Annotated in this window: 16 protein-coding genes, 1 tRNA gene and 1 pseudogene; 13 read left to right on the plus strand and 5 right to left on the minus strand. The window is 58.0% G+C overall.

Annotated elements, in window-relative coordinates; genetic code table 11:
* The first annotated feature begins 24 nt into the window (after positions 1–24).
* From pheT to ACSAMW_RS01135, 4 genes are all read left to right on the plus strand, one after another.
* Positions 25–2406: a phenylalanine--tRNA ligase subunit beta gene (gene pheT, locus ACSAMW_RS01120; RefSeq protein WP_500592270.1), complete on the plus strand. Its 2382-nt coding sequence runs from the start codon at positions 25–27 to the stop codon at positions 2404–2406.
* A 3-nt stretch (positions 2407–2409) separates the two neighbouring features.
* Positions 2410–2712, plus strand: coding sequence for an integration host factor subunit alpha (ihfA, locus tag ACSAMW_RS01125; protein ID WP_002553164.1), 303 nt, complete (start codon positions 2410–2412; stop codon positions 2710–2712).
* A complete protein-coding gene (locus ACSAMW_RS01130; protein ID WP_168080663.1) occupies positions 2693–3049 on the plus strand; it encodes a MerR family transcriptional regulator in 357 nt (118 codons plus the stop codon). The genes ihfA and ACSAMW_RS01130 overlap by 20 nt, the downstream gene beginning before the upstream one ends.
* A gap of 98 nt (positions 3050–3147) precedes the next feature.
* Positions 3148–3224: transfer RNA gene (locus ACSAMW_RS01135), tRNA-Pro, on the plus strand.
* 169 nt (positions 3225–3393) lie between these two features.
* Here the strand turns inward: ACSAMW_RS01135 and ACSAMW_RS01140 are convergent.
* Both ACSAMW_RS01140 and ACSAMW_RS01145 read right to left on the minus strand, forming a co-directional pair.
* Positions 3394–3543, minus strand: coding sequence for a hypothetical protein (locus ACSAMW_RS01140; RefSeq protein ID WP_500592271.1), 150 nt, complete (start codon positions 3541–3543; stop codon positions 3394–3396).
* A 453-nt stretch (positions 3544–3996) separates the two neighbouring features.
* Positions 3997–4125: a hypothetical protein gene (locus ACSAMW_RS01145; RefSeq protein ID WP_500592272.1), complete on the minus strand. Its 129-nt coding sequence runs from the start codon at positions 4123–4125 to the stop codon at positions 3997–3999.
* Between the two features lie 399 nt (positions 4126–4524).
* On the opposite strand from ACSAMW_RS01145, the pseudogene ACSAMW_RS01150 reads away from it, so the two are divergent.
* Positions 4525–4869 (plus strand): annotated as a pseudogene (locus ACSAMW_RS01150) (SGNH/GDSL hydrolase family protein); the annotation flags it as partial.
* Positions 4870–4987: 118 nt separating this feature from the next.
* On the plus strand, positions 4988–5380 hold the full coding sequence (locus tag ACSAMW_RS01155; protein ID WP_500592273.1) for a response regulator: 393 nt from the start codon (positions 4988–4990) through the stop codon (positions 5378–5380).
* A gap of 946 nt (positions 5381–6326) precedes the next feature.
* Here ACSAMW_RS01155 and ACSAMW_RS01160 read toward each other — a convergent pair.
* The 3 genes from ACSAMW_RS01160 to ACSAMW_RS01170 form a co-directional block, all read right to left on the minus strand.
* Positions 6327–6539 (minus strand): hypothetical protein, encoded by a 213-nt coding sequence (locus tag ACSAMW_RS01160; RefSeq protein WP_500592274.1) that lies wholly within the window; start codon positions 6537–6539, stop codon positions 6327–6329.
* A gap of 404 nt (positions 6540–6943) precedes the next feature.
* Positions 6944–7198, minus strand: coding sequence for a DUF1654 domain-containing protein (locus ACSAMW_RS01165; RefSeq protein ID WP_500592275.1), 255 nt, complete (start codon positions 7196–7198; stop codon positions 6944–6946).
* Between the two features lie 143 nt (positions 7199–7341).
* Positions 7342–7998 (minus strand): helix-turn-helix domain-containing protein, encoded by a 657-nt coding sequence (locus tag ACSAMW_RS01170; RefSeq protein ID WP_500592276.1) that lies wholly within the window; start codon positions 7996–7998, stop codon positions 7342–7344.
* A gap of 133 nt (positions 7999–8131) precedes the next feature.
* Here ACSAMW_RS01170 and ACSAMW_RS01175 point away from each other — a divergent pair, with 133 nt between their 5' ends.
* The 7 genes from ACSAMW_RS01175 (at position 8132) to ACSAMW_RS01205 (ending at position 13653) form a co-directional block, all read left to right on the plus strand.
* Positions 8132–8335 (plus strand): Com family DNA-binding transcriptional regulator, encoded by a 204-nt coding sequence (locus ACSAMW_RS01175; protein ID WP_500592277.1) that lies wholly within the window; start codon positions 8132–8134, stop codon positions 8333–8335.
* Complete coding sequence (locus ACSAMW_RS01180; protein ID WP_500592278.1) at positions 8328–9509, plus strand: cellulase family glycosylhydrolase; 1182 nt, start codon at positions 8328–8330, stop codon at positions 9507–9509. Before ACSAMW_RS01175 ends, ACSAMW_RS01180 begins: the two co-directional genes overlap by 8 nt.
* Before the next feature lie 112 nt (positions 9510–9621).
* On the plus strand, positions 9622–9948 hold the full coding sequence (locus ACSAMW_RS01185) for an MFS transporter (RefSeq protein ID WP_500592279.1): 327 nt from the start codon (positions 9622–9624) through the stop codon (positions 9946–9948).
* Between the two features lie 61 nt (positions 9949–10009).
* Positions 10010–10561 (plus strand): glycoside hydrolase family 19 protein, encoded by a 552-nt coding sequence (locus ACSAMW_RS01190; RefSeq protein ID WP_500592280.1) that lies wholly within the window; start codon positions 10010–10012, stop codon positions 10559–10561.
* Positions 10562–10729: 168 nt separating this feature from the next.
* Positions 10730–11461 carry a GntR family transcriptional regulator gene (locus ACSAMW_RS01195; RefSeq protein ID WP_500592281.1) on the plus strand — a complete coding sequence of 244 codons (732 nt, stop codon included), beginning with the start codon at positions 10730–10732 and terminating at the stop codon, positions 11459–11461.
* A gap of 54 nt (positions 11462–11515) precedes the next feature.
* Complete coding sequence (locus ACSAMW_RS01200) at positions 11516–12817, plus strand: MFS transporter (RefSeq protein ID WP_500592282.1); 1302 nt, start codon at positions 11516–11518, stop codon at positions 12815–12817.
* 5 nt (positions 12818–12822) lie between these two features.
* Positions 12823–13653: an amidohydrolase family protein gene (locus ACSAMW_RS01205; protein ID WP_500592283.1), complete on the plus strand. Its 831-nt coding sequence runs from the start codon at positions 12823–12825 to the stop codon at positions 13651–13653.
* Positions 13654–13730: the final 77 nt, after the last annotated feature.

Raw genomic sequence — 13730 nt, forward strand, 5'->3', positions numbered from 1 at the left:
TAGCAGCCCTTTCAGGAGAACAGCATGAAATTCAGTGAACAATGGCTGCGTGGCTGGGTGAGCCCGCAGGTATCCCGTGACGACCTGGTGGCGCGCCTGTCTATGGCCGGCTTGGAAGTCGACAGTGTTACACCGGTAGCCGGCACGTTCAGTGGCGTGGTTGTGGGCGAGGTGCTGAGCACCGAGCAACACCCGGACGCAGACAAGCTGCGGGTGTGTCAGGTCAGCAACGGCAGCGAGACGTTCCAGGTCGTGTGTGGCGCGCCCAATGTGCGCCCCGGCCTTAAAATTCCGTTCGCCATGATCGGTGCAGCGCTGCCGGGCGACTTCAAGATCAAGAAGGCCAAGCTGCGCGGTGTCGAATCCAACGGCATGCTGTGCTCTCAAGCCGAGCTACAGGTAGGCGAGGGCAACGATGGCTTGTTCGAGCTGCCGACGGACGCGCCGGTGGGTACAGACATCCGTGAGTACCTTGCCCTCGAAGACGTGATCATCGAGCTGGGGCTTACGCCTAACCGTGGCGACTGCCTGTCCCTGGCCGGCCTGGCCCGTGAAGTGGGGGCACTCTATGCAGCCCCGGTCAGCCGCCCTGCAGTGCCTGTTGTACCGCCTGCTATCGAGGATATACGCCCGGTCGAGGTACTGGCGCCTGCCGCCTGCCCGCGTTACCTGGGCCGCGTGATACGCAACGTGGACCTTGCCCGCCCTACGCCGCTGTGGATGGTTGAGCGCCTGCGCCGTGCTGAGGTACGCAGCATTGATGCCGCAGTGGATATCACGAACTACGTGATGCTTGAACTTGGGCAGCCCATGCATGCGTTCGACCTTGACGAGATCAATGGCGGCATCCGTGTGCGCATGGCCGAAGAGGGCGAGAAGTTGGTGCTGCTCGATGGCCAGGAGGTCACCCTGCGCAGCGATACCCTTGTTATCGCTGACCACCAGCGTGCCTTGGCCATCGCCGGTGTGATGGGCGGCGAACACAGTGGTGTTAGCACCCAGAAAACCCGCGACCTGTTCTTGGAAAGTGCTTTCTTCGAGCCTGTCTCCGTGGCGGGCAAGGCTCGCTCCTATGGGCTGCACACCGACGCTTCGCACCGTTACGAGCGTGGTGTGGATTTCAACCTTGCCCGTGAAGCCATGGAGCGTGCCACAGCATTGCTGCTGGAAATCACCGGCGGCGAAGCAGGCCCGGTGGTAGACGTCAGCAGCGAAGCGCATCTGCCGCATATTGCACCTATTACCCTGCGAGCAGACCGGGTGGAGCAGATGCTAGGGCTGGACATGGGGGAGGCCACTATCGAGGGTCTGCTCAAGGGCCTGGACCTGGGCGTTGTTGCCAACGGGGCAGGGCAGTGGACGGTGACGGTGCCTAGCCACCGCTTCGACCTCAGCCTGGAAGTGGACCTGATCGAAGAGCTAGGTCGGTTGTACGGCTATAACCGCTTGCCGGTCCGTTACCCGCAGGCACGCCTAGCGCCGCAGCTGCGTACGGAAGCTAAGGCTGAATTGCCGGCCCTGCGCCGGTTGCTCGTTGCTCGAGGCTATCAAGAGGCGATCACCTACAGCTTCATTGATCCCAAGCAGTTCGAGCTGTTCAACCCTGGCGTTGTACCATTGACCTTGGCCAATCCTATCTCCTCGGACATGGCCGCTATGCGCGTGTCGCTATGGCCCGGTTTGGTTCAGGCCCTTCAGCACAACCTCAACCGCCAGCAAACCCGTGTGCGCCTGTTCGAAAGTGGCCTAAGGTTCGTGGGCCAGTTGGGCGACCTCAAACAGGAGCCTATGCTGGCCGGTGTGGTATGCGGGAGCCGGCTACCAGAAGGGTGGGCCCAAGGCGATGCCAAGGTCGATTTCTTCGACATCAAGGCGGACGTTGAAGCGGTGTTGGGGCACGCGGGCGCTTTGGCCAGTTTCAACTTTGTACCGGGCAGCCACCCGGCCTTGCATCCTGGCCAGACCGCGCGGATCGAGCGTGATGGCCGAGAGGTAGGTTTCCTGGGCGCACTGCACCCTCAGCTGCAAAAGAAACTAGGGCTGGATCGCACGGTCTATGTGTTCGAGCTGGTATTGGAAGCGGTAGTAGAAGGGCGGTTGCCTGCGTTCAAAGAGCTGTCTCGTTTCCCTGAAGTTCGTCGCGATATCGCCTTGATAGTCGATCAAACGGTCTCCAGCGAAGCGGCGCTGGCTGTGATCCGGGAGTGCGCTGGCGAGTGGATGACAGACCTCAGGCTGTTTGATGTCTACCAAGGTAAAGGTATTGATCCGCATAGAAAAAGCCTTGCCGTTGGCTTGACCTGGCAGCATCCATCGCGCACTCTTAACGACGATGAGGTGAACTCGACCACTTCGCATATCCTCACCTCGCTCGAACAAAGGTTGAACGCCACGTTAAGGAAGTGACGTATGGGGGCTCTGACGAAAGCTGAGATGGCAGAACGTCTTTATGAGGAGTTGGGTTTGAACAAGCGCGAGGCCAAGGAATTGGTCGAGCTCTTTTTCGAGGAAATCCGGCACGCGCTCGAAGACAACGAACAGGTCAAGCTATCCGGCTTCGGAAACTTCGACCTCCGAGACAAGCGCCAGCGGCCGGGCAGAAACCCGAAAACGGGTGAAGAAATTCCGATCACTGCGCGCCGTGTCGTCACCTTTCGTCCAGGGCAGAAGCTGAAGGCCCGAGTGGAAGCCTATGCTGGAACCAAGTCATAACGACGAGCTCCCGCCCATTCCCGGCAAGCGCTACTTCACCATTGGTGAAGTCAGCGACTTGTGTGCGGTAAAACCGCACGTGCTCCGGTACTGGGAACAGGAATTTCCGCAGCTGAACCCTGTGAAACGTCGCGGCAATCGCCGGTATTACCAGCGCCAGGACGTGCTGATGATCCGGCAGATCCGCGCCTTGCTGTACGACCAGGGTTTCACTATCGGAGGCGCGCGACTGCGCCTCTCCGGCGATGAAGCCAAGGATGATACGACCCAGTACAAGCAGCTTATTCGCCAGATGATAAGCGAGCTGGAAGACGTGTTGCACGTGCTCAAGAAGTAAACGAAAAAAAATGGAGAAAAAGCTTTCGTAATTCAAAAGCTTAGGGTATCTTTCTCCTCGTTCCCGCTGCTAACGGGAACAGGTGGTAAACGCCTAGTCGGGGCGTAGCGCAGCCCGGTAGCGCACTTGCATGGGGTGCAAGGGGTCGAGTGTTCGAATCACTCCGTCCCGACCAATATTACTGAGTAAAATCAGACAGTTAAGCCGGTCCTTTGGATCGGCTTTTTTGTGCCTGCGCAAAACCCGCGCAAAACTACAGCGCAATTTCGCTGATATCCAAGTCCGCTTCGACCTCAGACCATACGACATCCGCATGATCCTTCTGGTAGTTGCGTGTCCTGTTCCTAAGGCAGGATTTGCTCTACCACTTTGGCATAGAGCTTGAGCTTCACTTCTACACTGATCTGCCGCCCGTAATCGTGTACGGCAAGAATGTCGAACTCTGCGGCCTCGGGATAGCAAGTCCAACCATTGAGCTTGTTCATTGCATGCATGAAGACATCGCAGAGCATTGCCTCTTTCGTAATGGGCGTTTCATTAAGCATAGGGATACCTCACCTACCGTTCCCCCGGCAGGTTCATGATGGTGATAGATTGCTTGCCACTACCGGCTTCGTGAACCAGCCGACATTGGAAAGGGAGATTCAATGCTTCGACCAGAAGACAACGTAGGCACAACCTTCAGACGAGCTTTTAAGAGGGTTGACGGCGTAGTGATGTACATTGCTTCTGCAATTTTTCTAATGCGAGGGATTTATCAGTGGGGCGTTAATGGCGATATCTGGCCTTTTCTAATTGCAATGCAAATGATCTTCTTAAACGGCTTCCTATTCATAATGATGGGGTGGCGCGGGTATCCGGGGCTCCTTTCTGCACTGATAATCGCCGGGATGAATGTTAAATTCTGGATGATGTAGTTTGCACTAGGGTTTCAACCAGCGTTTTGCTCAGCTGGGCAATGGTCTGGAAGGTAAGGCCTGGTCTGACCTCAGCAGCATCAGAGCCGCATCGATACGCGCCTGGGCCTGTTGGATCTCTTCGAACATCTGGAGGTTGAGGTCGGCCATGGCGGGCATGGTCATCACTCATGCGTATGCCGGCGCCGTCATCGTCACTGGCCCATTCTGCATCGCCGTTAGCAGGGCAGATCAAATGCCCGCTGTAATAGGCGCGCCCGAGCGGCATCTCGCGGATTGGCTTCGCGGGCCGGTTCGATACCCAGTCCACCCTATCGCTAATCTCGTCGAAGTCGTGGAAGATCACGCCCCAGGTCTCACGCACCCACAGTCGATAGCGGCCTGTCACGGGCGGCGGCAACTAACTCAAAGCTGACGGTGGGCATAGGCAGTAGTTGGTAAAAAGCAGGTATTCACACGGAGAGAAGGGGTGTATGGACCAAAAAATTAAACGGTCGGTCTCGCTTACTTTTCGGGGTTTCCTAAAAAGTCCGGAAGAGGTCGAGAGCCTTGTGGGGAACCGCAAGCGTGGCTTTGTCGAACCTGTCTGTTAACGACGTGATCGAGATGGTGTCGGCGCCGGAGATTGTCGGTAACAGCCGTGGCATCCTGGGTTGGGAGGCCGAACTGATCATTGTAAAGCCGGTGGCCGGTACAGCGACGACCCTCTATTACCGGTCCATGGACAAGTACCAGGAACCCTTCACCATGCCAGCGAACTGGAAGGGCTCTCTAGAAACCCAGCGCTATACCTACGACGCGACCGAAACGTCCATCACCTGCCGCATGGGGCTCTACCTGGCCACGGGCATTTCTCAGGATTCGAAGGTCAAGGTCAGTCAGCTAGGGCTTCGGAAGATTTAAGATTTGCTGGGAAAGCTTGTACAATTCTTGCCCAAACTGATTTTTAGGTTAAAAGCTGTACAAAGTCATCCTTTCGTCAGTTCGTATGCTGGATGCCGCTATCCAATGTCAAACAAGGATGAGCCAATTATCTGCATCAAACGATCCGCCCCTCCAGATCATTTTTGTAGTGGAAGACGAAGAGCTTCTACGCGAGCTGTTGTTTGAGGTGCTATCAGGACCAGGGCGCTTAATAAGCACCTTTGATACGGCTGATGCTGGCCTGAAAGCATTTGAGCTCGGTCCAGAGATAGACCTGTTGCTTACTGATGTAAGGACACCTGGCTTGATTAATGGTTGGGACTTAGCTGGATTCGTGTGTAGTTCACATCCCAATATTCCAATCATTATCACAAGCGGTTACTGCTTTGGCACAGGTAACCAGCTCCCGCCCAGCGCGTCGTTTATTTCAAAACCTTGGGGCCTACAGGCTATGTCTGACATGGTAAGTAAGCGCCTAAGTGGCGGGTAATCCAATTTTACCTGTTTTATTAGAGTTCCCTTCTGAGAAAGGTGGCTAGGTCCCGCCAAGGCATTTGCTCTGTCTGGATCGCTGCGGCACATCCCTCCCGGTGCCTGAAAGGGCGCCGTGCGTCTCTCACATCTTGCCGAGCCCCACATGCCCGGCATGCGACCTGCTCATCGATTATTTCCCGGCATGCTTTCCATGCGTCCACCAGGTATTCCATGCGTATGAACATTTGCTTGTAGGATAACCCAGCCAGGATGGCAGGGTGCCGGCGGGAGGTGCCGGGGAGGGGGCGTGACTTTTGCGTGACATTCCCACGCAGCATTGAGCACCTATGAACATTCGATTGCAGCGAACGCTTTGGAAGGTGCAGCAATTACTGGGGTTTGAGGCGTCTTGCGCCCATGGGGTGCAAGGGGTCGAGTGTTCGAATCCCTCCGTCCCCGACCAATATATTCAACGACTTAACCACCTTCGGGTGGTTTTGTTGTTTTTGGCCTAGTGACCTTATGAGTGACATCACAATTTAATTCGGTCCACCGTTTCAATAGGGTCAACACCGGTCCGTAGAACTCTGGGCCTGACCTTGCTGGCCGACTCGATCAGCTTCCCATCTACAGCTATGATTGATCGAAAGTCAGTTCGATAAGGAAACGATGTGGAAAGGGCATTCCGGAATTCGATGTTTCTAGTAGGGCTACCCCTCGCAATCTGCGGCTTCAGCCCCGGCGTGACGGGCTTGATTGCTCATGGGATCTTGGCCGACGTAGCGCCAGGCCTTCTTATTCCAGGCCTGGTATTCACGATCATTGGCTGGATGCAGTCGAGGCACTAAGCACACAGTGTGAGCTTGGAACATCGGGCGTGCGGGCAGATCATTTCAATACTGTACAGCCGCCGAGTGTTGAGTTGGGCAATGTCTCCCAGGCCGGACACTGCCCCTATCCTTTCAACCTGCTTGGCCCTTGGAAGGCTTCCCCACTTCACGCCTCAATATGGAGGCAAGGTCCCGCCACGGCAATTGAGCTGCCGGGATCTTCGCAGTGCAGAAGGGGTAGTGTACGAACGGGCGCCCAGCTTCTATCAGGCCTTGTCGCGCACCACAGGTACGGCAGCACACTTGGTCATCGATGATTTCCCAATAGCTTCTCCAACGGTTCACAGTGACTCCTGGCCGACCAAGCGCGGTTTCCATTCCCCCTTTCCTGAAGGATAATTACTGTATAGATATACATACAGGAAGGACCATGTACTTCGAAGTAATCCGCATGTATACCCACGGTGTCAAGCGGGAACCGAACGATGTACCACTAAGCGAAGCGGTACAAGGCGATCTGAAAATAGGGGTGAAGAGATGTGAGGGCGCGGCCGGCCATGCTCGCCAGGCTGTGCTGGTTGCTCCAGGTACCCAACAGCACCTGCTGCCTCCCTTGGTAAATGTGCGCGTGGACACGATGTCGACACGTGCGTTTACGGTCATAGGGCATGAACAGGAGGGGGGCCAGATGTACCTGCAGACCTGGCGCTGTAGAGTTGTTCAGACGTTATAGGCCCCGCCGAGCGTGTTCAGTGCTCTGTAGGCATACTCCAGACCAGCGTAAGAAAATGATTCCCGCGATGGCGAATAGTGACGTGCTCGTTCTCGCCAATTTCCTCTATGAGCCGATCCCAATCCTGTTCCTGGTCTTCAGGCCGACGTTCCAGCACGGCTGACCTGGAGAGTTGGGAAGCCGACGAGTTGATGACTTTTTGAAGCCGCAGCCCCATCAGCTCGTACGAGGTGGGCGGGGTGTGTGCAGCGCGGGTCTCTGTACGTGCCATGGTAGCCTCCGAATAACTGTATGCATAAACAGTATTCCAAGGCTTCACTGAAAGCAAGCCTAGGCTGTATCGATGTACGGCGAGTTTGAAGGGCACAAAAAAGCCCGCACAAGGCGGGCACATGAAAAGGGGAGCGCTAACCGCTACAGGCGGCCGAGAATCTTGCTGGGCGCAAGAATGTTGCCCACATAGTGAATGGCCTGCACGTCCTGCCAATTCACGAACAAGCGGTCGCCATAAGCAGAATTCACCGACATCAGGCTCACACCATCGTCGTTCTCGAACAGCAGCTCTTTGACCATGCTTTGCCCATCCCGGGTGGTCACCATCACATATTCACCCGGCACCAGCCGGTGGTTCGGTTCGCACACGGCTACCCAGCCGCTGCGTATGGCCGGCGCCATGGAATCCCCTTTCAGGCGCAGGGCGTAAGCGTCCTCATCCCTGGACCAGGTTTCCACATGGCCATCGCCGCCATCGAGCTCGAACCAGAAGCCCTCCGGGCCTAGCTGTGCTGTTCCCACAATCTCAATCCTTCGAGCCACTGACGTAATCGGGGGGCCTGGCTCCACATTTGGCTCTATAGAGGCCGCTGGGGAGTCTCCGCCCACCATGAGCCAGGCCACAGAGACCCCAAGGCAGTTAGCGAGCGCAGCCAGCCGGCTGCCCCGAGGGCTTGACTTGCCTGCTTCCCAACCTTGCACAGCTTGAGGGGACACCCCAAGTGCTCTGGCAAGCTCGGACTGATTCAGGCCTTTCTGTTCGCGTGCCGTACCGATGCGGCTATGGAGTGTGATCATGGCGATCACTATACAATTCAGGGTTGTAGAAATCATTACAAAAAAAGCTTGTAAGTCGCAATCTATACTTGTAACCTGATGTCACTGGATACGAACACAGGCCAGCGGGGATTAACAGCGAGGACCTTTCCACATGTTGAACGACTGCCGCTGTGGCAACTGCAACCGACTGCTCGCTCGAATGGGCGAGTTCACTGAACTCCAGATCAAATGCTCCCGTTGCGGAACATTGAATCATGTGAAGGCCAAGCGCCTCGAGCCAACGCCCTTGAGCGTAGAACAGGCAGCACGACTGCTTTCCCTATCTACTGACCAAGAGGCAACACACCATGGCTAACTCAAGCACCGGTATCAACACACTGACCAACATCCCCCTGTTGGGTATCAACCTGGGCTCCCATGCCAACGCTCGGCAGATCGTGCCCGGCGAGGCGGGCACCCATTACTTCTGGCCTACCCGCGACACCATCACCCTGTGGGTGAAGCAGCGTGGCGTTCGCCTGATTCGCTTCCCTTTCGAAGTGCAGCGGGCGATCAACCTCACCAACGAAGGCTTGCCAGGGCAGGGCGCCAGCCTGGATACCACCTTTGTGAGCAAATGGCAGGAGCTGCTGGGCTGGATTCGCGCAGACTCCAACGGTGAAGCGAAAATCATTCCGGACCCGCACCATTACATGCGCCTGATGCGCTATGAAACGGCCAACGGCAAGATGACCGGGCGCCTGCTGCCGGCCAACCAGGCCGGTAACCAGGGCAACCGTTGGAAGGCCACCGAGCCGGTGCTCATCAACGACAGCAACAGCATCAGTGGGGCGGCCTGGTCGGCCATCCACCTGGCCAACTTCCACCAGAAGCTGGTGCAATCCTGTGACGACCCGATGGTGCTGGGTTGGGGGCTGGGTAACGAGCCCTATGCACAGACTGCTGCCGGTGCCACTGACTACATCACGGCAGACGGGATGAATACGCTGTACATCAACACCATGAACACGGTGCTGAAGTACTTGCGCAACAGCTCCAGGAAACCTGTGTTTATCTGTGGCTTGCAGTATGCGAGCGCTCGCAACTGGGAAAATGCCTCAAAAGACCTTCAAGCAAAGATTGTAGATCCAGCCAATTCGATTGTGTGGGAAGTACACGGCTACGGAGACGTAGATGGCGGCTCCAGTGGCGCCTACAACGGTGACAATACACAGATAAAGCCCGATGTCTTTACCAAAGAGGCACCGGACGGAATCTTCACACCCATGTTTGACTATGCCACCAAGAACAAAATGGCTACCTACATCGGTGAGGTAGGTATCCCCAGCACTGACGCGGCCCGCACGGCATTGAAGAACCTGCTGGATCTGATGGTGACCAAGCAAGTCCCTGGTACGCTGTGGATCACCGGCCCTGGTTCCGACACCGAGAAGATGAGCCTGGAACGCTCAGACCAGGCGGCCACGGTAGCCTTGGTCACGCCGTACTTCGCTAAGCGCATCAGCCACTGGAACTTCTCCGCCAGCTGATTCACCCTCTTGCCCGGCAGCCGCCGGGCATCCCTCCCGCTGCCGGTCTTGCACGCTTTGTTAGTGTGCAGGCCGGTGGCGGCCTGTTCCGCATCACGCCGCGAGGTGACGTATGGACTTCTTTCAGCGGATGTTCACCCGGCTTGACTGGATGATGGCGGGCTTGTTCGGTGCCCTTGTTGCCAGCCGTTGGCACAAGGAAGACCTGAGCGATTGCACGTCATGGCTGATGTTTCTGTTCACGGGCATGGCCTGCGCGCACTACCTTACCGGCATGGTGAGCGCCTACTTCGGCGTTGTTGAACCTCGCAGCGTGGCAGGGGTAGGGTTCCTGCTGGGCGCGTTTGGAGGGTCGCTGGTAGCCGCCATTACCCGTGCCATCAAGGCAGCAGACCTATGGTCAATCATCCGAAGCAAGTTCGGCGGGCCCAAACCATGACCCTCCGCATGCTCCACTTTTGTAACGCCCTGGCCACCATGCCTTTACACCGGGGGCACTTATGCCTCTGACCGACCTTCAACTGCGCCAGATCTTCCCGCTGGCAGAAGCGCGCGCTAGCGCTTACCTGGACTCGATCAACCTGGCCATGGCGCGTTACAGCATCGACACCCCCCTCAGGGTCAGTGCCTTTCTTGCGCAGGTCGGGCAGGAGTCCGGCCAACTTCTGTACCTACGCGAGTTGGGCAGCGATCGCTACCTGGCACGCTACGACACCGGGCCGCTCGCCAAGCGCCTGGGAAATACCCCTTGGGCAGATGGCGATGGCCAAGCCTACCGTGGCAGGGGGCTGCTTCAGGTCACCGGCCGTGACAATTACCTGGCTTGCAGCCTGGCCCTGTTTGGCGACCCGCGGCTGCTGGGTTCGCCCGAGCTGCTTGAACAGCCCAGCTATGCTGCCTTGTCCGCTGGCTGGTACTGGACGATACGCCACCTGAACAGGCTGGCTGATGCGAAAAATACTGAAGCGATTACCCGTGCGATCAACGGCGGGCTTAACGGTTTGGCTGAGCGAAAAGCCTTTTATGAGCGGGCGTTGAAGGTCCTTTCATAAGCCCGGTGCGACCGATTCCACAGCGCAGCACAATACCGCCCGGCCCTGGCTTTCGAACGGTTACTAACCGCGCTGCTCATGCTCTTGGCCTCTTGACACCATCACGCAGGCCGACGAATACTCACCTTAGATTCATATAGATGACTATATAAAAAGGTGAATAAGTCTATGAATTCCCTGCCCAGCGACGCGCGCCTGCCGTTGTATCAGCGCCTGCGTGACCAGTTGGCCCAGCAGATTGCCAACAACCGGTGGCGCCCCGGCGAAGCTATTCCTACTGAAGCCGCACTGTCGGCCGAACACCAGTTGTCCACTGGCACCGTGCGCAAAGCGGTAGACGCGCTGGTTGCCGAAGGCATCCTTGAACGCCAGCAGGGCCGAGGCACCTTCGTTCGGCGCCCTCAATTCCATTCTTCGCTGTTTAGGTTTTTCCGCTTCCAGTCAGCCGCTGGCGAACGCCAGGTGCCGGAAAGCCGAATCCTGTCCATCGAGCCTTTGTCCGCACCGTCTGCGGTTGCCCAAGCGCTGGGCCTGCCTGCTCAAGCCGCCGTGATCCGTATCGTTCGCCTTCGCCTGCTGGAAGATCAGCCGGTGCTGGCGGAGGACATCTGGCTTGCGCGCGCGCGCTTTCAGGGGCTGCTAGACATTGACCTCAGCCAGCAAGGGCCGCTGCTGTACCCCATTTACGAGACGGTATGCGGGCAAGTAGTCGCTTTCGCTGAAGAAACCCTGACAGCCGATGCCGTGGACGAGGTGCACGCGCGCCTGCTGCACGTGCCCTTGGGCAGCCCTGTGGTGGTCATCGAACGGCTGGCGCGGGACTACGCCGGTACGCCACTGGAATGGCGTCGCTCCCGGGGCCACGCTGAACACTTCCGCTACCACGTGGACATCCGCTGACCCCGCCGTCAGCGCTTGTGGGCTGCTTCACGTTCAACCATAAGGATAAGCACTATGTTCGGCTGGTATCGCCAGATTACGCCTCGCGAGCGGAAAACGTTTTGGGCCTGTTTCGGCGGATGGTCGCTGGACGCCTTGGAAGTGCAGATGTTCGGTCTGGCAATCCCGGCGCTGATCGCTGCGTTCGCCCTGAGCAAAGGTGACGCGGGGCTGATCAGTGGCGTGACCCTGATTACCTCGGCCTTGGGGGGCTGGTTGGGCGGCACCCTGTCAGACCGCTATGGCCGAGTGCGCACGCTTCAGTGGATGATCCTGTGGTTTTCCCTGTTCACTTGCTTGTCAGCGTTTGTCACGGGCTTCAACCAGCTGTTGGTGGTAAAAGCGCTGCAGGGGTTCGGCATTGGCGGTGAATGGGCCGCTGGTGCAGTACTGATGGCCGAGACTATCAACCCCCGGTATCGGGGGAAAGTGATGGGCACTGTCCAGAGCGCCTGGGCAGTGGGTTGGGGGATTGCCGTAGGTGTGTTTGCGCTCATCTACACCTTTGTACCCCAGGCCATGGCGTGGCGGGTCATGTTCATAGTGGGCCTGTTGCCCGCGTTGCTTATTCTGTGGGTACGGCGCCACGTGGAGGAACCTGACAGTTTCCAGCGGGTAAAGCAGGCTCAGGCCATCCCGCACAGTTTCGCTCGCTCCATGGCAGGAATTTTCAGGCCTGAACTGCTTCGGGTCACCTTGTTTGGCGGGCTGCTGGGCCTCGGGGCCCATGGGGGCTATCACGCGGTCATGACCTGGCTGCCGACTTTCCTCAAAACCGAACGCAACCTGTCAGTGCTCAATTCCGGCGGCTATCTCGCGGTGATCATCATCGCGTTTTGGTGCGGGTGCGTGGCCAGCGGCTACGCCATCGACCGCATTGGCCGCCGCAAGAACATCGTGCTGTTCGCACTGTGTTGCGTGATAACCGTGCAGTGCTACGTCTTTTTGCCGTTGACCAACACCCAGATGCTGTTCCTGGGGTTCCCCCTCGGCTTCTTCGCCGCAGGTATTCCCGCCAGCCTTGGGGCGCTGTTCAACGAGCTCTACCCAGCCGACGTACGGGGCGCGGGTGTCGGGTTTTGCTACAACTTCGGCCGGGTGCTGTCGGCTGTATTTCCGTTTCTGGTGGGCCACATGAGCGACGCCATGTCCCTGGGTTCTGCTATCGGCATTGATGCAGGGGTTGCCTATGGCGTAGCCGTTATCGCTGCCCTGTGCTTGCCGGAAACCCGGGGTCGCCACCTGGAGGGTACGCCTGCGCCTTCGCCCACCCAGCCCGTGCCCTCGTCACTGACACCTCGTACTACCCACCCATGAATCCTATGCCCAATACCCCTGCTGTCCCCCTGACTGGCATCGACGCTCATGCCCATGTCTTTACCCGCGATCTCGACCTTGCGGCGGAGCGCCGATATGCCCCTGGCTACGATGCCCCCTTGGCCCAGTACCTGGCTCACCTGCACCGCCACGGGTTCAGCCATGGGGTGCTGGTGCAGCCCAGTTTCCTGGGCACTGACAACAGCTACCTGCTTTCAGCCCTGCGCCAGGCCCCGGAGCGGCTACGCGGGGTGGTAGTGCTGGCACCTGATACCAACCCTGTAGTACTGGAGCGCCTGGCGGCCCAAGGCGTGGTCGGCATTCGCCTGAACCTGGTGGGCAAGGCAATGCCGGACCTGCGCGATCCTGCGTGGAAGCGTTTTATCAGCCGTATCGCTGAGTTCGGTTGGCACGTGGAACTGCATCGGCACGTGGACGACCTGCCCGAGTTGGTCAACCAGTTGCTGCCCTCTGGGGCGCGGCTGGTGATCGACCACTTCGGCCGCCCGGACGCAGCTCTGGGCGTGCATCATCCAGGTTTCGCGCAAGTGCTCGCGCTGGGCGCGAACGAACAGGTGTGGCTGAAAGTGTCCGGCCTGTACCGCTTGGGCGGAACCGATGAGCAACAACTGGCCTTTGCTCGTGAGGCCATGGCACTGCTGGAGCAACGGTTCAGTGCCCAGCGTCTGGTATGGGGCAGTGACTGGCCCCACACACAACATGAACACCACATGAGTTTCCCCACTGCTGTGGCACAGCTTGAGGCTTTGGGTTGCTCATCACCTCTGCGACAGGCGTTGCTGATTGACGCGCCCCGCGTGCTGTTCGGGTTTTAACCCTTGTATGCACGTATGACGCTTGAACCCCTATTCAAACGCCGAGTGCTGTTCCACAGCCTCCCAAACCGAGATTT

This window comes from Pseudomonas sp. AB39(2026), assembly GCF_059831485.1.